The organism is Ruegeria sp. CDSB029 (assembly GCF_059611125.1).
Genome location: NZ_JBXWOX010000008.1, coordinates 148,207 through 167,077, shown reverse-complemented (window position 1 = coordinate 167,077; position 18,871 = coordinate 148,207). Strand labels below are relative to the sequence as shown.

Sequence of the window (18,871 nt, the reverse complement as noted above, 5' to 3'; positions counted from 1 at the left end):
CGTTACCCGCCTCTGTTGTTGGTGGACGGACCTTCGGCAACTTCCTGCATCAGCGACCGGACCACGACTTCCGAGCCAAAGCCGTATCGCGCCCATGCCAGACTGTCCAGTCTGACGGTACGTGCCTGTTTCGGACGTCCGGCCTGATTGAGCGCTTCGGATTTCAACAGTAACAGAGTTGCCAATTGAGAGGCGTTTTCAGCCCGCGACATGACAGCAATTGCCTTGTCCAATTCGGGCAGGATCTCTGGTCCTTTTCCCTGCGAAAGCGCGAAGGCTGCGGTTTGCGTGGTCACGTAAGCCTGATGGATTTCTGTTCCCGGAGCTGAGCGCAGAAATTGCATGGCAATTTCGTAGTGTCGGATTGCTTCTTGCGGATTGTCGAATTGCGCCATTCGGCCAAGAATATAATGCGGATATGCTCGCCGATGGTCGGTCCAGCCCTGTTCCTGCCCGATCTGAACCGCTCTTTCTGCGGCTTTCACCCGGTTGCGGGTGTTTGGCCTTGATCCAAGCGATTTTTGGACGGCGTTGATCCATTCGCGCGGCGTGTCCGAAACGGGTTGCGCGGGCAAAGTGTCGCCGCGTGGGTTCAGCCGGCTAAGGATGCCGGGCAGGACGGCCTGGACTTGTTCGCGTGTCATGCCGCTGTGCAGTTGGGGTGAGTAAGCCGTGCGCAGGATCAGCATGTCAAAGCCGGTCAGAATGGTGTGGATATTGTCGTCGTTGAACACAGAATCCGGCAGGTGGTACAGATCATTCAGCGGCCCCAGAGCCTGCGCCAGTTCCTCGTGCAGGCAGTCGCGTTTTTCCTGCGGGCTGACGTCATAGGGAATGAAAATGCCCAGCCGTTCACGGCTGCGCAGCGCGGTCCAACTGCTTTTGCGTTTGCGCCGGTCCTGTCGGTATTCCTCAAAGCTTGAGGCGTTGGGAACCACGAAACAGGCGGCTTGGGGCAGGATGCGTTGGATCTGCTCCTGGCTGACGGCCTCAATGGTGATATTGGCCTGGCCCTCCGTTATCTGGCGAATGTCGATCCCGGCCTCGCGTTGTAGACGCGTCAACAACCGGGTCAGATCGCGCTGCATTGACGGTGTGGGTGATCCAGTAAGCCGAACGGTGACGGGGCCCTCGAACCGGGTGAATACGGGCAGGGTGGCGCCGCCTTCGAGCGCGAAGTGCAAAGAAAGGAAATCGGCTGCAATATTAGCGTTCGACCTAGCGGGTGGTCTTGGTCGGGTTGACGTGAACGCTTTGGCGGGCGGCAGGTTTGCCTCGATCGCCTTAACGCGTGTTGGCGGTTCAGGGGTGGTGACCGCGGTGCATCCGGCGACGGCAAAGCCAAACAGGACCGCAGCGACCCTGATCATGGGCGTTGATACCGGATAAAGGGCGTTTGCTTGCCGATCCGGTCATAGAGCTTGCGCGCTGTGTGATTGAACTCTTGTGTCAGCCAATAGACAGAAGGCGCGCCTTGCCGGTCGGCCTCGTCATAGACTGCCTGTATCAAGGCGCGGCCAACGCCGGTTCCGCGCGCCTCGGGCCGGGCGAACAGGTCTTGCAGATAGCAAACGCTTTCCTCTTTCCACGCATGGCGGTGAAATAGGTAATGGGTCAGGCCAACAAGATGACCATCCGCTTCGGCCACGAAACAGGAAAAATCATTGGGATCATCCCCAAGCAGCCGTGCGAAGGTGCTGTCATATGTCTGCTCTGGCACGGTCGTTTCGTAGAACGCCAGATAGTCGCGCCACATCTCGGCCCATTCGGCGCGATCTTCGGGCTGCAGCGCCCGGATATTAAGGGTGTCAGACAAGCATTGGCTCCTATGTCGTCAGGCCGGACTGCCCGACGACGCCGGACGGCCTTTTGGCCAATGCTGACACCCGGCCCCCCGCAAGGCAAGCGGGGATCCCCAAGTGTTCAATATTCTCAGCGTTTGCTGCGTGCCATGAAGGCGAGACGTTCAAACAGGTGAACGTCCTGTTCGTTTTTCAGCAGCGCGCCGTGCAACTTGGGCAACGCATTGGCCCCGTCGCGTTTGAGATCCTCGGCGGTCAGGTCTTCGGCCAGCAACAGCTTGAGCCAGTCCAGCACTTCCGAGGTTGACGGTTTTTTCTTCAACCCCTGCGTTTCACGGATTTCGTAAAACTGGGTCAGCGCTGTGGTCAGCAATGCATCCTTGATGCCCGGGTGGTGCACGTCGACGATCCGGCGCATGGTCGCCTCATCCGGAAAGCGGATATAATGGAAGAAACAGCGCCGCAGGAACGCGTCGGGCAGTTCCTTTTCGTTATTCGACGTAATGATCACAATCGGTCGGATTTTGGCTTTGATGGTGTCCCCGGTTTCGTAGACGTGGAACTCCATCTTATCGAGCTCTTGCAGCAGGTCATTGGGAAATTCGATATCGGCCTTGTCGATCTCGTCGATCAGTAGCACGACTTTCTCATCAGATTCAAAGGCCTGCCACAGTTTGCCCTTGCGGATATAGTTCGACACGTCATGCACGCGCTCGTCGCCCAACTGGCTGTCGCGCAACCGGCTGACCGCGTCATATTCGTACAGGCCCTGCTGTGCGCGGGTGGTGGACTTGACGTTCCACTCGATCATCTTCAGCCCCAGCGCACCGGCAACCTGCTTGGCCAGTTCGGTCTTGCCGGTTCCGGGTTCACCCTTGACCAGCAGGGGGCGTTCCAGCGTAACGGCGGCATTCACTGCAATTGTCAGGTCATCGGTGGCAACATATTCGGCTGTACCTTGGAAACGTGCGGTCATGGGCCCCTCATTCAATATCGCGCGGCATGTGTCCTTGGGGTTATAGCGGGGTGAAAAATTTGACAAGACAGGTCGCTGCGTCGCGCAGGGCGAAATTGACGTGCGACTCCAATGCCTTTGGTTGATTCGGATGCCAACGTAGGGCGCGACAATTTTGGGAACGCCCCAAAAATGCCTGTCAATTTTCACAGAAAAACAAGGATTTGTTGTTTAAAGTCTCATATTTAGACGACCTGAAACAGCACGCAGCCGGGCTAAGTTTCCATAGTGACATTCCCCCCGCTGTCGGATAAACGCTCCGCAGAAGGGGATTGCCGCATGTCAGGTGAAGCAAAGGTGACCGGCGTTGCAGGCCACACCGAGGGAGCAAAAATGAAGCAGGAAGTATTTCTGCCAGAGGATTATCGTCCAGCCGAAGACGAACCATTCATGAACGACAAGCAGTTAGAGTATTTTCGTCGTAAGCTGCTGGATTGGAAAACTGAACTTTTGGCAGGCAGCCGCGATACGATCGAAGGGCTGCAGGACAACACTCGCAACATCCCGGACGTCGCAGACCGCGCAAGCGAGGAAACTGATCGTGCGCTGGAACTGCGGACACGTGATCGCCAGCGCAAGCTGGTGGCCAAGATTGACTCGGCCCTGCGTCGGATCGACGAAGGCGAATACGGATATTGCGAGAAGACGGGCGACCCGATTTCGCTGAAACGTCTTGATGCGCGCCCGATTGCGACGATGACGCTAGAGGCGCAGGAACGCCACGAGCGCCGCGAAAAGGTCCACCGCGACGATTGATCGCTGGAAAAATCAGAATTCTCAAACGCCGGGGTCTTTTGCTCCGGCGTTTTTGCTTTAAGCCAGTGATATGAATATCAACGGTCTGAAATTTGGCATCATCGGTGGTGGTATCGGTGGGATCGCCGCCGCTCTGGCGTTGCGGCAACGCGGCGCTCAGGTCGTGGTTTTTGAGCAGGCAGCCGAATTGACCGAGGTCGGCGCCGGCTTGCAGATCAGCGCCAACGGAATGGTCGTACTGCGTGCTCTGAACGTTGTCGGTGAAACGCCGGAGGGGGGCCAGCGGTCCCACGGAACGGTGTTGCGCGACTATCGGGCAGGGCGATCTGTCAGTGAGATACCGGCACCGGCCGCTGGACCGACCTACTACTACCATCGTGCTGACCTGCTGGGATTGCTGCACAAAGCAGCGCTTCGGGACGGTGTCGAGTTTCGACTGGGCGCACGAGTTGCGCAGGTGCGCAAACATCCCTCCGGATCCGAGATTATTCTGGAAGATGGTACAGACCGGCACGTTGATTGTGTGATTGCCGCCGACGGTGGGCGAAGCACGATCCGCGCAGACCTGAACGGGCCCGAAGCACCAAAATTCACCCATCAGGTGGCCTGGCGCGCGACGATTCCTTGGGCGCGTCGCGATCCCAAACCGCGCGCCGTTCTGACGATGGGGCCGGGCCGGCACGTTGTCACGTATCCTCTGCGCGATCACACTTTGATGAACGTTGTCGCGATCGAGGAACGATCCGATTGGCAGGAAGAAGGCTGGCGCCGACGCGGCGACCCCGAGGAACTGCGCGCTCGATTTTCCGACTTTGGCGGCGTGGTCGGGGAAATTCTGGGGCAGGTACGGGAACCCCACATCTGGGCGTTGTTTCTGCGACCCGTCGCAGAACGCTGGCAGAACGGGCGCATTGCATTGTTAGGGGATGCGGCTCACCCGACACTCCCCTTTATGGCGCAGGGTGCCTGTCTTGCGCTTGAAGATGCGTGGGTCCTGGCCCGATCTTTTGATGATCAATCCGGGATAGAGCAGGCGCTGTCCACCTATGAAACCCGCCGTCACCGAAGGGCGCAGCGCGTGGTGGCTGCGGCTGGTGCCAATGCCCGAAATTTCCACCTGCGCGGCCCGATGCGGTTGGCCGCACAGGCGGCTCTGATGGCGGTCGGGCCACGATTGTCTCGGAAATACGACTGGATATACAGCTACGACGCGACGGCCTGAGGTTTCACAGGTCCAAGTCGACCCAGACCGGGACATGGTCCGAGGGCTTTTCATGCCCGCGAATCTCGGCATCAATCCTGCAATCGCGCAACAGATCGGCGGCCTGCGGCGTAAGAAGAAAATGGTCGATACGGATCCCGTCATTCCGGTTCCAGGCACCGGCCTGGTAGTCCCAGAACGAATAATGCTCAGGACCTTGGGTGACGGCGCGGAACGCTTCCGTGAACCCCAGATTCAGGATCTTGAGAAACGCGGCGCGGCTTTCCGGCCGGAACAGAGCATCCTCGCGCCATGCATCTGGACGTTTTGCGTCTTCGGCCTGCGGGATGATGTTGTAATCCCCAGCCATTAGCGCGGGCTCTTCGCTCGTCAGCAAATCGCGCGCGCGGTCATATAGCCGCTCCATCCAGGACAGCTTGTATTCGTATTTCGGACCCGGCACCGGGTTACCGTTCGGCAAATACAGACCGCAGATCCGAAGGGCTTTTTTGCCAATGACGGTCGCCTCAATCCAACGGGCCTGTTCGTCCTCGTCGTCACCAGGAAGGCCCCGAGTCACATCTTCAAGTGGCAGCTTGGACAGGATCGCCACGCCGTTGAAGCTCTTTTGCCCGTGGGTTTCGACGTTGTAACCGCGCTCTTCAAATAGTTCGCGGGGAAAATTCTCGTCGATCGACTTGATCTCTTGCAGCAAAACGACGTCCGGCTGCGCGTCATCCAGCCAACGGGGCAGGGCTTCGGCTCGCGCTTTGATGCCGTTGATGTTGAACGTGGCGATTTTCATGCGCGATCCTCCGGCTGGCTGCCGGTTGATCTATCCCTCAACCGCGCGGGCAGGGCAAGGTCACATTGAAAATGAAGTGCCGCAGCCGCAGGAAGAGGTAGCGTTGGGGTTCTCGATCACAAACCGCGCGCCGATCAGTTCCTGCGTAAAATCGATCACCGCGTTTTCCAAAAACGGCAACGAAATCGCGTCGACGATCACTTTCTGGCCTTTGCCTTCCAGCACAAGGTCGTCTTCTTTCGGTTCGTCCAACGCGATTTCGTATTGAAATCCGGAACATCCGCCGCCTTCCACTGCGACGCGCAGGGCTTGTCCCTGATCGGCTGCACCGATCTCGGCGAGACGTTCAAAGGCGCGTTCTGTAACTGTGGGGGGCAGATTCATGCCAAACTCCAAAGGTTTATTTCCTTTACGCCTTACAATATAGAAAGTGCAAGGACAGGCGACAAGGACAAGGCCTTTGAACATAGCGGGTTTTGCCTCGAACCCAGGCCGCGCCAGGGGGCGGCTTGTGCCAGAGGAGGAAAGCAGTTTCCGGTCATGCTTTCAACGTGACAGGGACCGGATCATTCACGCCAGCGCGTTTCGGCGGCTTAAGCACAAGACACAAGTGTTTGTAGAGCACGAGGGCGACAGCTATCGCACGCGCCTGACCCATTCTATCGAAGTTGCACAGGTCGCGCGAACAATCGCCGGAGCTTTGGGCTTGAACGGCGAGCTGACCGAGGCCGTGGCGTTGGCGCATGATCTGGGACACACACCGTTCGGACATACGGGCGAAGATGCCCTACACGCGCTCATGGAGCCTTACGGCGGATTTGACCACAACGCACAGGCCATTCGCATCGTCACGAAGCTGGAACGCCACTATGCCGAGTTTGACGGATGCAACCTGACATGGGAGTGCCTAGAGGGGATCGCCAAGCATAACGGGCCGGTCACCGGTGATTTGCCGTGGGCGCTGGCCGAGTGCAACGCGGGTTTCGATCTTGAGCTGTACACTCATGCCAGTGCCGAAGCACAAGTTGCCGCCCTTTCGGATGACATAGCCTATAACAACCATGACCTGTTGGACGGGTTGAGGGCGGGTCTGTTCACGGATGATGAAATCGGGCAATTGCCTATCGTCGGTGACTGCTATGCCGAGGTGGATCGGAGATATCCGGGTTTGGATTCTTATCGGCGCCGGCATGAGGCGCTGCGCCGTGTTTTCGGCGTCATGGTTTCCGATGTGATTGTCACGTCGCGTGGGCTGATCACGAGTTCGGGCGCGGAGACCGTCGAGGAAATTCGCAATCTTGGTTATCCGGTGATCCAGTTCTCGGGCGGTTTGTGGGCGCAACTCAGGGAAATCCGCGCCTTTTTGTTCAAGCAGATGTACCGCGCGCCCAGCGTCATGGATGTGCGCGCCGAGGTTAGCAAAGTCGTGGAAGATCTGTTCCCAATCTACATGAACGATCCGAAACAGATGCCCGCGCGCTGGCATGAGGATATTGAGGCGGCCAGCGATGAAACAGCGCTGGCGCGGATTGTCTCGGACTACATTGCAGGCATGACCGACCGATTTGCCCTGCAGGATCATGCAAGGCTGGCTGGTACCTGATCACTCGACCCCGATATAGGCGATCGCCCAGACCTGTTGGCCGGACTGTTCGGCGGCCAGGTCAGGGTCATCGGTCGGGGGGAAGACGATCATAGTGGGGCCATAGCCGCCAACACCCATCGGTGAGCCGTCGGCATGGGTCGCGACGATGGGTTGATGGGCGGTGATGCTGTCCCAAGGAATTTCAGACTGATAGCCATCCATAGCCATTGGCTTGGCGGTTTTTCCTTCGGCCCCGGCCATGATCAACAGGTCCGACAGGCGTGGCCCGGAAAAGGCGATGTCTCTCTGATTGTCTTCGGGGCCGTAAGGAATAGTGATTTCAACCTGCTCCAGCCCGTCCAACATGGCCGCATCAAAGCCGGCGGCTCCGTCGTGCTGAACCTCCAAGTATCCCAGCAGACCGCCATCGTTTTCACCGCGGGTTGGCAGGTTGGTTTCCGTGACTGCTCCGCCAAGGGTCAAAAGTACATGGCCTTGCGGTTCAGGCATGTCGGCCCAAAGCGGCAGGGCAGAGGTCAGAACAAATGCGATGGGCAGGGCAAGGCGCATAGGGGTGTCTCCGGCTTGAATTTCCACCGACGTTAGCTGAGTCTACCGCTAATCCAAGCCCAAACTGATCGCTTCCATTGACCTTGCCGCTTTGCGTGGTAAACCGCCGGGCAAGCAAAAGGACATCCGAAATGAACCTGTTTTCCGAGATCCGCGGCCTCGTGCTGGACGCGCTGGCACAGATGCAGTCCGAAGGCGTATTGCCCGAGGGGCTGAGTTTTGACAACGTAGCGGTCGAACCGCCGCGTGATGCAGCGCATGGCGATATGGCAACCAACGCCGCGATGGTGCTGGCGAAACCGGCCAAGATGAAGCCGCGCGACATCGCTGACGTGTTGGCCGGAAAGCTGGCTGCTGATGATCGGATCACCAGCGCTGAGGTGGCCGGGCCGGGGTTCTTGAACCTGCGGCTTGCGCCGTCTGTGTGGCAGAGCGTTCTGGCCGCTGTGCTGGAAAAGGGCACGGATTATGGCCGTTCCAACATGGGGCATGGCCAGAAGGTCAACGTCGAGTATGTCTCGGCCAACCCCACAGGCCCGCTGCATGTGGGCCATACGCGTGGTGCCGTGTTCGGTGACGCGCTGGCAAGCTTGCTGGCGTATTCGGGCCATGACGTGACACGTGAATACTACATCAACGACGGGGGCGCGCAGGTAGATGTACTGGCGCGGTCCGCGTATGAGCGCTATCGCGAGGCCAACGGGCTGAGCCCCGAGATCGCCGAGGGGCTGTACCCCGGTGACTATCTGATCCCGATCGGTGAGGCGCTGAAAGAGAAATACGGCGACAGCCTGATCGACAAGCCGGAAAGCGACTGGCTGGAAGAGCTGCGCGAGTTTTCGACCGACGCAATGATGGATCTGATCCGCGCCGACCTGAAGGCGCTGGGTGTTGAGATGGATGTGTTCTTCTCGGAGAAATCCCTCTATGGCACAGGCCGGATTGAGGCTGCGCTTAAGTCCCTGACCGATAAGGGCTTGATCTACGAAGGCGTACTGGAACCACCCAAAGGCAAAAAGCCCGAGGATTGGGAGCCACGCGAGCAAACCCTGTTTAAATCGACCGAGCGTGGTGATGACGTCGACCGCCCGGTCAAGAAATCGGACGGTAGCTGGACCTATTTCGCCCCGGATATCGCCTATCACTATGACAAGGTGACCCGTGGCTTTGATGCGCTGATCGACGTGTTTGGTGCGGACCATGGCGGCTATGTCAAACGGATGAAAGCAGCTGTTTCGGCCCTGTCCGATGGCAAGGTTCCGTTGGATATCAAGCTGACGCAGCTGGTAAAGCTGTGGAAGAATGGCGAGCCGTTCAAGATGTCCAAGCGGGCAGGGAACTTTGTCACTCTGCGCGATGTGGTCGATCAAGTTGGCCCGGACGTGACCCGGTTCGTAATGCTGACCCGCAAGAACGACGCGCCGCTGGACTTCGATTTCGACAAGGTGCTGGAACAAAGCCGCGAGAACCCTGTGTTCTACGTGCAATACGCCCATGCACGTGTCATGAGCGTACTGCGCCGTGCCGCCGAGGCGGAAATCGCTACGGATGACGCGACCCTCAAGGGTGCTGATCTTGGCAAGATCGACCATGCCGCAGAGCTGACGGTGGCCAAAAAGCTGGCTGAATGGCCGCGTCTGATCGAAATTGCCGCACGCACCAATGAACCGCATCGGGTTGCCTTTTACCTGTATGAGCTGGCGGGTGACTTCCACGCGCTATGGAATAAGGGCAACGATGAAACGCAACTGCGATTCATTCAGGATGGCGATGTTGCCACAAGCCAATCAAAAATCGCATTGGCCCGGGCCGTTTCTGTTGTGATTTCAGCGGGCTTGGGTATTCTTGGCGTCACTCCGGCACAGGAGATGCGGTAACTAACACCGCCCGACGCGCCGGTACGAGGTAGGCAAGAAATGACCCGCGCGCCACTTTTTAAGGCGCAATCGGGCGGTGAGGCGGACATGGCAAGTTACGATTACTCGGGGCAGATGCGCCCCGAGGAGATGCATTACACGAATCAGCCGCATCCTGAGGATGGGTATGAGTATCCCGACGACTCCTATGGCTATGAACAGGCTCCGCGAGGGGCAGGGCTGGGCCGTATCGTCAACGTCATGGGTGCAGTAGCGTCGCTGGCATTGGTCGCCGGGATTGGCGTCTGGGGCTTCAAACTGGTGATGCGCGACGTTAGTGGCGTGCCTGTTGTTCGCGCCATCGAAGGGCCAATGCGCATTCAGCCGGAAAACCCCGGCGGCACCCCGGCCGATCACCAGGGTCTGGCCGTCAATGCCGTGGCAGCCGTTGGAACGGCAGCGCCGCCAGCAGATCGCTTGATCCTTGCGCCGCGCCCGGTTTCGCTGACAGACGAAGATACGCCTGTTGAACCGCTGAAGCCGACGCAGGCCGTGCATGTCGTCGAAGAAGAGATCTCGGATCAAGAGGCTGCGCAGCTGCGCCAGAATACAGTCGATGCCCTGGTTGCCGAATTGGCCGGTGGGGCGGCGAAAGCGAATGAACCGGCAGAGCAGGGCGTACAACTCGCCTCGTTGGCACTGCCCGAGGAAGAGCCGGCCATTGATCCTGCTGATCTGGCCGCACAATTACCGGACCCGGAACTGGCGGCACTGCCCGGTGTCCGCCGGTCCCTGCGTCCGTCCACGCGCCCAGCCCGAGCGACGCCAAGCGGGATTTCATCCAACAGCAGTACCGAAGCTGCGATCAACGCCGCTGTCAAAGCCGCCGTTGGCGTGGACGTGGATCCGAATACCCTTTCCAAAGGCACGCGCATGGCCCAGCTCGGTGCGTATGAAAGCTCGGATGTGGCCCGTGCGGAATGGGATCGCATGAATGGCCACTTTGGCGAGTATATGGCTGGAAAACAACGTGTTATCCAGAAGACCTCAAGTGGCGGTCGGACATTCTATCGTCTGCGTGTTCTTGGGTTTGATGACCTGAGCGACTCGCGTCAGTTCTGTGCCGCTCTGGTCGCACAAGGTGCAGACTGTATCCCGGTTGCCGTTCGGTGACATTCGGTGCTGCGATCACCGATGCCGAAGGGCTGCGCCTGACGTCAGAGGAAAAGAGACTATTCCAGCAGATGAACCCATTCGGGTTCATTTTGTTTGCGCGCAACATTGATACAGCTGAACAAGTTCGCGCCCTATGCGATGACTTTCGTGATGCCGTAGGGCGCAATTGCCTTATCACCATCGATCAGGAAGGTGGCCGTGTGCAGCGTCTGCGCGCGCCATTGGCACGCGAATGGATGCCGCCCCTGGATCATGTGGGCCGCGCAGGGGATCAGGCGGAACGCGCCATGTACCTGCGGTATCGACTGATCGCAAAAGAGCTATTCGAGCTTGGCATTGACAGCAACTGCGCCCCGATGGTCGATTTGGCGCGCGACGATACCCATGCGTTTTTGAAGAACCGCTGTTATGGCTCTGATCCCAAACGGGTTTCAGCTCTTGGGCGCGCGGTTGCCAAAGGCCATCTGGATGGGGGTGTGTTGCCAGTTCTCAAGCACATGCCGGGGCATGGATTGGCAACGCTGGACAGCCACCATGACCTGCCGCATGTGGACCTGACACAGGACCAGCTGGAGCAAGCGGATTTCGAACCGTTTCGGGCGCTGAACGATCTGCCGATGGGGATGACGGCGCATCTGGTTTACGATCGGATTGATCCGCAACCGGCCACAATTTCGTCTGCGATGATCGGGCTGATCCGCGACAATATCGGTTTTGACGGTCTGATCATGACTGACGATATCTCGATGAAAGCGCTGAGTGGCGCGCCCGAAGACATTGCGCGTCAGTCACTGGCCGCAGGGTGCGACGTGGTTCTGCACTGTAACGGAACGTTGGACGCGCGCGCCAAGGTGCTGGAAGCCGCCGGGGAAATGACCGCGCAGGCACAAAAGCGCGCGGAAAAGGCGTTGTCGATGCGACAGAAGCCTGTGGAACTTGACATCCAAGCGACTGAGGCTGAACTATCTGCCCTAATGGGCAGGCAGGTATATGAACGATAATCTCTTTAGCGAAGACCCGGCCTCGGTCGCGGATCGTCTTGCGGCAGAGGCGTTGATTGTTGATGTCGACGGGTTCGAAGGCCCGTTGGATGTATTGTTGACCCTGTCGCGAACCCAAAAGGTCGACCTTCGGAAAATCTCGGTTCTCGCGCTTGCGCAGCAGTATCTGTCCTTTGTGGAAAAGGCCCGCGCGCTGCGGATTGAACTGGCGGCAGACTATCTGGTCATGGCCGCATGGCTGGCCTTCCTCAAATCCCGGCTTTTGTTGCCACCGGACCCGGATGATGATGGTCCTTCGGGCGAAGAACTGGCCGCGCACCTGGCGTTCCAGTTGGAACGCCTGCAAGCCATGCGCGACTCAGCCGCGCGTCTCATGGCCCGTGATCAACTGGGGCGCGATTTCTTTAAACGCGGGCAGGGTGAGGATATCACCCGTATTCGCACCGTGACCTACTCTGCCACGCTGCTGGATCTGATGCAGGGATACGCCCGTATCCGAACTCGTGACGAGTTCCGCCCCTTTGTTATGGACCGCGATTCAGTTTTCACAATGGAACAGGCGCTAGAGCGGATGCGCCCGCTGATCGGGTTTGCCGGGGCTTGGACGGATATGGAATCCTATCTGCCCGAGGGCTGGGACGCTGACCCGGTGCGTCGCCGCTCGGCCACTGCAGCGACCTTTGCTGCCTCGCTTGAACTGGTGAAAGAAGGACATATGGAGATGAAGCAAACCGAGACGTTTGCTCCGATCCATTTGCGCAAAAGGACTGACACACGTGACTGACGAACCGCAAGACGAAGGCACCGGCACTCTGTTCGAAGCGCCACCCTTGGCGGAGCAGGAGCGCATGGTCGAGGCCGTGTTGTTCGCCAGTTCCGAACCGGTAACGATCGCCGATCTTGAGGCGCGGATGCCGCATGGCAGCGACGCGGCGCAAGCGGTTGAAATTCTGCAGAAACGGTATGAAGGCCGGGGTGTCCGTGTTGTCCGCGTGGGTGAGGCTTGGGCCATTCGAACCGCCCCCGATCTGGGCTTTCTGATGCAAAAGGAAACGGTTGAAACCCGCAAGTTGAGCCGAGCTGCCATCGAAACGCTGGCCATCGTCGCCTATCATCAGCCCTGCACCCGTGCCGAGATCGAAGAGATCCGGGGCGTCTCGGTTTCGCGCGGTACAATCGATCAACTGTTGGAAATGGAGTGGATCCGTTTGGGCCGTCGCCGGATGACACCCGGCCGTCCGGTCACCTTTGTTGTGACGCCACAGTTTCTGGACCATTTCGGGTTGGAAAACGCCCGCGATCTTCCGGGGCTCAAGGAATTGCGGGCTGCTGGGTTGCTGGAAAACCGGCCCCCCCCGGGCACGATGCCATTGGGCGAAGGGCGTGATGACAGCGAAGATGAGGACCAGACCGAGCTGTTCGAGGAAGAGTGATAACTTGGCCCTTTTGTTGCCGTTGGAATCACCTATGTTGAGGCCAAGCTGAGGAGTTGAGCAATGAATATGAATCGCATCATCGACATGATCATCCGCCAGATCATGCGGCGGGTCGTCAACAAAGGAATCGACAAGGGTTTTGATGTGGCGGGCCGGATGGGAAAGCCGAAACAAAGATCGGCTGTGCCTCATGACTCGGGCACAAATGACGACAGCAATCGTCAAGCCTAGCAGGTAAGCCCGGCGCAGCGCGTGAAGCGCATATGCGCCGGTTCAAGAAGTGTTAACCAATAGCCTTGAAGTGTTTGGACAGTTTCAGCCCCTGTCCCTGATAGTTTGACGCGATACCCGCACCGTAAAGCTGCGTGGGCATTTCGGCCATCTTCTCATAGACCAGCCTCCCGACGACCTGCCCATGTTCCAGAACAAAGGGGGCTTCGTGGCAGCGTACTTCCAGCACGCCCCGTGAACCCGCTCCGCCTGCTGCCGCGTGACCGAAGCCGGGATCAAAGAATCCGGCATAGTGCACCCGGAACTCGCCGACCATTGCAAGATAGGGAGCCATTTCAGCCGCATACATGGGCGGGATGTGGACTGCTTCGCGGCTGACCAGGATGTAGAATGCGCCGGGGTCAAGGATGATGCGACCGTCGGTGGTGCGTACCTCTTCCCAGTATTCCTGCGGATCATATTCGCCAATCCGGTCCAGATCGATCACACCGGTATGCGGCTTGGCCCGAAATCCGACCAGATCAGTGTCGGGCAATTGCAGGTCGACCGAGAACCCCAGCCCATCCTGAATGACTGCCGGTCCGTCGACCAGTGGCGAGTCGTTGTGCAGCGCGGTCAGTTCCGCATCACTGAGCACTGCCTGACCCTGACGAAAGCGAATCTGGTTCAGCCGCATGCCCGGTCTCACCAGAACCGAGAATGAGCGTGGACAGATCTCGGCAAAAAGCGGCCCGGTATAGCCTGCTGGTACGCGGTCAAACTCGGTGCCACCATCGGTGATTGTACGTGTCAGAAGATCCAACCGCCCTGTCGAGCTTTTGGCATTTGCCACCGCGCTGGTATCGGCGGGCAGGGCCAGTGATTCCATCAGCGGCACCAGATAGACGCAGCCTTTTTCCAGCACTGCGCCGTCGGTAATGTCGATGCGGTGCATCTCAAACTCGGCCAAACGATCTGCGACCGTGCGTCCTTCGCCCGAAAGGAATGAGGCGCGGACCCGGTAAGCAACTGTACCTAAACGTAAATCAAGGCTAGCGGGTTGGATTTGTGCCGGGATAACCTCGGGGCTTGCGGTGATCTCTCTGCGGCCGATCATTGCCTCGATCTGTTGGTTTGGGCATACACCTGTCATTCCGATCCCCTCTGTTGCCAGAGCGGGATCTGGCCTGTCTGCCATAAACGTCGGTGTGATTTGGTCGGGCTAGCAGGACTCGAACCTGCGACCTTCCGTCCCCCAGACGGACGCGCTACCAGGCTGCGCCATAGCCCGACGTTGAGGTGTTCATAAAGACTTTCCCGGCAGGGGCAAGAGGAAATCATCGCCTTTTTTCTTATCCTGCCGACCGGTTCTCAATTCGGTTGATGACAGCGCGCAAGTCCTTGGCGATAGGCGCGATCCGACGCAGGAGGTCGTCGTCAAAATCGGTCCGTTCCCACGCTTGTGTGGCGATTCCGCCTATCAAGGGGGCTTCATCCAGATACTCGGGCGCGGGCTGAGGTGGCTCTGCTTTTGATTGCTGGGGGGGCGTCTCAGCTTGAGGGGCTTGTTCAGCCGGCGCAGTCGTCTTGGCCATCGGGGCCGGTTCGCCCAGGTCCAGATCGATCTGATTGCTGGGCGTGGCAGGCTTGGCGGAAAAGGGCACGACAACAGTGTCGTCTGCCGGGGCGCTTTCAGGCGCAGCGGGCTCATCCAGGCTGGGCGACAGCGAGGACACATAGGCCACGCCTTGTTCGCGCAGGATGCGCTGGACACCTTTGATGGTGATCCCGTCCTCGTGCAGCAGTTTCTTGATACCGCCCAAAAGGCGCATATCGTTTGGCCGGTAATACCTGCGGCCACCCGCGCGTTTGACGGGTTTTACCTGGCTGAAACGGCTTTCCCAGAAGCGCAGGACATGAGCTTGAACGCCCAACCAGTCCGCAACTTCACTTATTGTGCGAAAGGCGTCGGGGGACTTGCTCATGACCGTTTCGTCCCGAATTTACTTGCGATTCCCTGCGGCGACGCGATCCTTCATCAGGTGCGACGGGCGGAACGTCAGGACGCGGCGAGGCTGAATTGGCACCTCTTCGCCGGTTTTTGGATTACGGCCGATGCGGGCGGTTTTGTCCCGAACACTGAACGTACCAAACGATGAAATCTTGACCTGTTCACCTTGGACCAGTGCGTCCGACATGTGGTTTAAGACGCTTTCGACAAGCTGCGCACTTTCATTACGTGAAAGGCCAACCTCGCGGAAAACAGCCTCGCTCAGATCCATTCGCGTCAGTGTTTTATCGCCCATACCATTTCCCCTGTTGATATAAGAGAATATGGTGATGGCAAATTCGCTGTCAATATCAATGAATTGCACGAGGCTGTGTAAGCCGTTTTGCGCCGGTTACCAGCGCAGAACCACCGCGCCCCAGGCCAGGCCGCCACCGATAGCCTCGGTCACGATCAGATCGCCGGTCTTGATCTGGCCCCGTTGTTTGCCCACTGACAGGGCCAGAGGAATCGATGCGGCAGACGTGTTGCCATGATCCTGGACCGTTACGACGACGTTATCCATCGGCAGGCCCATTTTCTTAGCAGTGCCCTGAATGATGCGGATGTTGGCCTGATGTGGCACGATCCAATCGACGTCCGCGTTGGTCAGACCGGCACGCCCCAGGGCGGTTTCTGCAGTTTTCGCCAGCTTTTCGACCGCGTGGCGGAACACCTGATTGCCCTGCATCCGCAGATGCCCAGTCGATTGGGTCGACACACCGCCGTCGACATAGAGCAAATCCTTGTAGCGTCCGTCAGAATTCAGGTCGGTCGAAAGAATGCCGCGATCCTGCGCGGTTCCTTCGCTGTCCTGCAGCTCAAGAATCAACGCGCCGGCACCGTCGCCAAACAGCACACAGGTGGATCGATCTGTCCAATCCATGATGCGCGAAAACGTCTCGGCGCCGATGACCAGCACACGTTTGGCCTGACCGGACACGATCAAAGCGTTGGCGTTGCTGAGGGCAAAGACAAAGCCAGCACAGACGGCTTGCACGTCAAACGCGAATCCATGGGTCATGCCCAGGCGCGCCTGCACCATCGTCGCGGCAGAAGGGAAAGTCAGGTCAGCCGTTGATGTCGCCAGAATGATGGCGTCGATATCCTCGGCCTTCAGGCCAGCATCGGCCAGGGCGGCCAAGGCAGCGTTGGTCGCCAGATCGGACGTGGTTTCGCCATCAGCAGCAAAGTGGCGGCGTTCGATTCCCGAGCGAGCTTTGATCCACTCGTCCGACGTATCTAGCGTCTTTTCAAATTCAGAGTTCGGAACGATGCGCTCTGGCAAATAGTGTCCGACACCTACAACAACTGAACGGCCTGCCATTTGGGGGTACTGCCTTTATTGTTATTCGCCCGCCTTTGGCGGTACGTGCGCGGCATCTTGTGCAAGCTGGGCTGTCGATGCAACCCGTGCCGCCAATTTTTCGGCAAAACCCGACTCGGCCAGGGTAAAGGCCAGTTTGATCGCCGCCGAAACTCCGGTGGCATCTGCGCCACCATGTGATTTGACCACGGTTCCGTTGAGGCCAAGGAAGACACCGCCATTCACGCGGCGTGGGTCGATGCGTTTCTTCAACCGTTGCAGCGAGGTGATGGCCAAAACCGATGCGAGCCGGGACAGGGGGGAATATTTGAAGGCCTCGCGCAACAGATCACCGATCAGGCTGGCCGTGCCTTCGCCGGTTTTGATCGCGACGTTTCCGGTAAAGCCATCGGTAACAATGACATCCGCCTTGTCGCCGGGAATGTCGCTGCCTTCCACGAAGCCTACGAAGTCAAAATTCGCCTGCTCTGCGAATTCCGTGATCATCGCGTGGGCTTCTTTCAGTTCGGCCCGACCTTTGTGTTCTTCGGTGCCGACATTCAGCAAACCGATCCGGGGCCGATCCAGCGCCATGCCGTTGCGGGCATAAGACGCCCCCATCAGCGCATATTGCAGCAGATCTTTGGCGTCGGCCCGCACATCGGCGCCGACATCCAGCATTACGTTGAACCCTTGCGGGTTGCGCGACGGCCACAGAATCGCAATTGCCGGGCGGTTCACACCTGGCAATTTGCGCAAACGCATCATCGACAGTGCCATCAGCGCGCCGGTATTGCCGCAGGAAACTGCGCCGTGGGCTTCGCCTTTGCGCACTGATTCCAGTGTCGACCACATTGACGTCTGCTTGCCGCTGCGGACGACCTGACTGGGCTTGTCCTCCATCGTGACTACGTCAGGGCAATCACGAAAAACGACGCGTCCCTGCAGGACACGCCGTTTGGCGACAAGTTTGCGCAGCTTTTGCTCGGGCCCGTGCAGAACGAAGGCGATATCGGGGTTCTTATTTGCCGATTTGGCAATGCCCGCAACAACAGTCGCGGGCCCCGAATCTCCGCCCATAGCGTCAACCGAGATGGTAATCCGTCCGGTTTGCGTGGGCTGTTCCGTCATGCCTTGGCCTACGAGTTATGAGGCTTAGGCCGCGTCTTCGTCCAGGTCGATTTCGTCGGCCTGAGCGACGACTTCACGGTCATCATAATGGCCGCAGGACGCGCAGACGTGGTGCGGGCGCTTCAGTTCGCCACAGTTTGCGCATTCGTTCGGGTTTGCAGCAACCAGAGCGTCATGTGCGCGGCGATTGTTGCGGCGCGACTTGGAAACTTTGTTCTGTTGGACAGCCATGGTCTCAACCTTTGTCTATTAAGGGTCAGCAGATTCGCTGCTGGCCGGGTTTCATTCTTCGTTTTTCTAGTGGTTTGACGCGCGTTTAGGGGACGGGCCCCGCAATGTCCAACCCAAATTCCGTTGAGCGCGCGAAAATACTGCGATTCTCGGCATGTTCAAGCGATTTTTCTGGAGGCCTGCTATGACAGGAAAACAGACCTATGTCACTCGTCTTTTTTCAAAGCATCGCGCAAATTCGCCAGTCCGGCAAAGGGCTTTGCGTCTTCGTCCGTCATCGCCTGTTTGCCCGGCTCAGTATAGCCGGCCTGTTCCAATTCTGCGCCGTCCTTCCGTGGGTATTGGGGCAGGGCAAGCGACAGCGCCTCAATCATCACCGATGCGGGGTCGATTTCCGCGCCCAGCGCTTCGGTCTCATCGCCTTCGGGGATTTCGAATTCAGGCTCGTCGGGGTTTTGCCGGTCTTTCAGATAGACCCGTGATACAGGAATATCGATGCGCGTGGTTACGGGTTCAAGCGTCACGACACAGGGTTGAATCACCGTCGCCCCCAGTTTTCCGGCAAGAATCCAATCGCGTTTACCTTGTGCCCTTACGTCACCCACAAAGCTGAGCTTGCGCAGGCCCAACAATCCCAGTTCGGTTTTGATCGCGTCCAGGCCCTTGCTATCGGGGCGCAGATCAAACGGCGTGGGCGCGTTTTGGGGCAGGTCGGCCACCCGCAGAGATGTATTAGTCGTCAT

22 protein-coding genes and 1 tRNA gene are annotated in these 18,871 nt (G+C 58.5%); 9 read left to right on the top strand and 14 right to left on the bottom strand.

Going from position 1 to position 18,871, the window contains the following annotated elements; translation table 11 throughout:
• Positions 1-2: 2 nt before the first annotated feature.
• The 3 genes from AC2FI8_RS12100 to AC2FI8_RS12090 all read right to left on the bottom strand — a co-directional run bounded on the left by AC2FI8_RS12100 (position 3) and on the right by AC2FI8_RS12090 (position 2,778).
• The gene (locus AC2FI8_RS12100; RefSeq protein WP_496779238.1) at positions 3-1,370 is read right to left on the bottom strand and encodes a DUF2927 domain-containing protein; all 1,368 of its coding nucleotides are present in this window, start codon (positions 1,368-1,370) and stop codon (positions 3-5) included.
• A complete protein-coding gene (locus tag AC2FI8_RS12095) occupies positions 1,367-1,816 on the bottom strand; it encodes a GNAT family N-acetyltransferase (RefSeq protein WP_496735772.1) in 450 nt (149 codons plus the stop codon). The genes AC2FI8_RS12100 and AC2FI8_RS12095 overlap by 4 nt, the downstream gene beginning before the upstream one ends.
• Before the next feature lie 116 nt (positions 1,817-1,932).
• Entirely contained in the window at positions 1,933-2,778 is an 846-nt protein-coding gene (locus AC2FI8_RS12090) for an AAA family ATPase (protein ID WP_496767036.1), read from the bottom strand.
• 372 nt (positions 2,779-3,150) lie between these two features.
• Between AC2FI8_RS12090 and dksA the strand changes: the two genes are divergently transcribed.
• Both dksA and AC2FI8_RS12080 read left to right on the top strand, forming a co-directional pair.
• Positions 3,151-3,573 (top strand): RNA polymerase-binding protein DksA, encoded by a 423-nt coding sequence (gene dksA, locus AC2FI8_RS12085; RefSeq protein WP_058274529.1) that lies wholly within the window; start codon positions 3,151-3,153, stop codon positions 3,571-3,573.
• A gap of 70 nt (positions 3,574-3,643) precedes the next feature.
• Positions 3,644-4,795, top strand: coding sequence for an FAD-dependent monooxygenase (locus AC2FI8_RS12080; protein ID WP_496779236.1), 1,152 nt, complete (start codon positions 3,644-3,646; stop codon positions 4,793-4,795).
• Positions 4,796-4,799: 4 nt separating this feature from the next.
• On the opposite strand, the gene xth is transcribed toward AC2FI8_RS12080, so the two are convergent.
• Entirely contained in the window at positions 4,800-5,579 is a 780-nt protein-coding gene (gene xth, locus AC2FI8_RS12075) for an exodeoxyribonuclease III (protein WP_496767038.1), read from the bottom strand.
• A gap of 60 nt (positions 5,580-5,639) precedes the next feature.
• Positions 5,640-5,963: a HesB/IscA family protein gene (locus AC2FI8_RS12070; RefSeq protein WP_058277565.1), complete on the bottom strand. Its 324-nt coding sequence runs from the start codon at positions 5,961-5,963 to the stop codon at positions 5,640-5,642.
• A gap of 76 nt (positions 5,964-6,039) precedes the next feature.
• Here AC2FI8_RS12070 and AC2FI8_RS12065 point away from each other — a divergent pair, with 76 nt between their 5' ends.
• The gene (locus tag AC2FI8_RS12065) at positions 6,040-7,182 is read left to right on the top strand and encodes a deoxyguanosinetriphosphate triphosphohydrolase (RefSeq protein ID WP_496779234.1); all 1,143 of its coding nucleotides are present in this window, start codon (positions 6,040-6,042) and stop codon (positions 7,180-7,182) included.
• Here AC2FI8_RS12065 and AC2FI8_RS12060 read toward each other — a convergent pair whose 3' ends face one another.
• A complete protein-coding gene (locus AC2FI8_RS12060) occupies positions 7,183-7,734 on the bottom strand; it encodes a putative pterin-binding protein (RefSeq protein ID WP_496779232.1) in 552 nt (183 codons plus the stop codon). It lies immediately after the preceding gene.
• Positions 7,735-7,865: 131 nt separating this feature from the next.
• Here AC2FI8_RS12060 and argS point away from each other — a divergent pair, with 131 nt between their 5' ends.
• The 6 genes from argS to AC2FI8_RS12030 all read left to right on the top strand — a co-directional run bounded on the left by argS (position 7,866) and on the right by AC2FI8_RS12030 (position 13,434).
• The gene (gene argS, locus AC2FI8_RS12055) at positions 7,866-9,611 is read left to right on the top strand and encodes an arginine--tRNA ligase (protein WP_496779230.1); all 1,746 of its coding nucleotides are present in this window, start codon (positions 7,866-7,868) and stop codon (positions 9,609-9,611) included.
• Positions 9,612-9,650: 39 nt separating this feature from the next.
• Positions 9,651-10,763 carry an SPOR domain-containing protein gene (locus AC2FI8_RS12050; RefSeq protein WP_496767041.1) on the top strand — a complete coding sequence of 371 codons (1,113 nt, stop codon included), beginning with the start codon at positions 9,651-9,653 and terminating at the stop codon, positions 10,761-10,763.
• Positions 10,760-11,767 (top strand): beta-N-acetylhexosaminidase, encoded by a 1,008-nt coding sequence (gene nagZ, locus AC2FI8_RS12045; RefSeq protein WP_496738383.1) that lies wholly within the window; start codon positions 10,760-10,762, stop codon positions 11,765-11,767. Before AC2FI8_RS12050 ends, nagZ begins: the two co-directional genes overlap by 4 nt.
• Positions 11,757-12,551, top strand: coding sequence for a segregation and condensation protein A (locus tag AC2FI8_RS12040; RefSeq protein ID WP_113789426.1), 795 nt, complete (start codon positions 11,757-11,759; stop codon positions 12,549-12,551). Before nagZ ends, AC2FI8_RS12040 begins: the two co-directional genes overlap by 11 nt.
• A complete protein-coding gene (scpB, locus tag AC2FI8_RS12035; protein WP_282151414.1) occupies positions 12,544-13,200 on the top strand; it encodes an SMC-Scp complex subunit ScpB in 657 nt (218 codons plus the stop codon). The genes AC2FI8_RS12040 and scpB overlap by 8 nt, the downstream gene beginning before the upstream one ends.
• Before the next feature lie 63 nt (positions 13,201-13,263).
• Positions 13,264-13,434 carry a hypothetical protein gene (locus AC2FI8_RS12030; protein WP_158541293.1) on the top strand — a complete coding sequence of 57 codons (171 nt, stop codon included), beginning with the start codon at positions 13,264-13,266 and terminating at the stop codon, positions 13,432-13,434.
• Positions 13,435-13,486: 52 nt separating this feature from the next.
• Here the strand turns inward: AC2FI8_RS12030 and AC2FI8_RS12025 are convergent, their stop codons facing one another.
• The 8 genes from AC2FI8_RS12025 to AC2FI8_RS11990 form a co-directional block, all read right to left on the bottom strand.
• Positions 13,487-14,566 carry a 2'-deoxycytidine 5'-triphosphate deaminase gene (locus AC2FI8_RS12025; RefSeq protein ID WP_496779228.1) on the bottom strand — a complete coding sequence of 360 codons (1,080 nt, stop codon included), beginning with the start codon at positions 14,564-14,566 and terminating at the stop codon, positions 13,487-13,489.
• Between the two features lie 61 nt (positions 14,567-14,627).
• Positions 14,628-14,704, bottom strand: a tRNA-Pro gene (locus AC2FI8_RS12020).
• Positions 14,705-14,765: 61 nt separating this feature from the next.
• The gene (locus AC2FI8_RS12015; RefSeq protein WP_496779226.1) at positions 14,766-15,398 is read right to left on the bottom strand and encodes a MerR family transcriptional regulator; all 633 of its coding nucleotides are present in this window, start codon (positions 15,396-15,398) and stop codon (positions 14,766-14,768) included.
• Positions 15,399-15,416: 18 nt separating this feature from the next.
• Positions 15,417-15,719, bottom strand: a complete 303-nt coding sequence (ihfA, locus tag AC2FI8_RS12010) for an integration host factor subunit alpha (RefSeq protein WP_496723238.1) — start codon at positions 15,717-15,719, stop codon at positions 15,417-15,419.
• A gap of 96 nt (positions 15,720-15,815) precedes the next feature.
• A complete protein-coding gene (locus AC2FI8_RS12005; RefSeq protein ID WP_109311337.1) occupies positions 15,816-16,787 on the bottom strand; it encodes a beta-ketoacyl-ACP synthase III in 972 nt (323 codons plus the stop codon).
• 21 nt (positions 16,788-16,808) lie between these two features.
• Positions 16,809-17,897: a phosphate acyltransferase PlsX gene (gene plsX / locus AC2FI8_RS12000; RefSeq protein ID WP_496723236.1), complete on the bottom strand. Its 1,089-nt coding sequence runs from the start codon at positions 17,895-17,897 to the stop codon at positions 16,809-16,811.
• A 24-nt stretch (positions 17,898-17,921) separates the two neighbouring features.
• Complete coding sequence (gene rpmF / locus AC2FI8_RS11995; protein ID WP_037316137.1) at positions 17,922-18,128, bottom strand: 50S ribosomal protein L32; 207 nt, start codon at positions 18,126-18,128, stop codon at positions 17,922-17,924.
• A gap of 206 nt (positions 18,129-18,334) precedes the next feature.
• The gene (locus tag AC2FI8_RS11990) at positions 18,335-18,871 is read right to left on the bottom strand and encodes a YceD family protein (RefSeq protein ID WP_496779225.1); all 537 of its coding nucleotides are present in this window, start codon (positions 18,869-18,871) and stop codon (positions 18,335-18,337) included.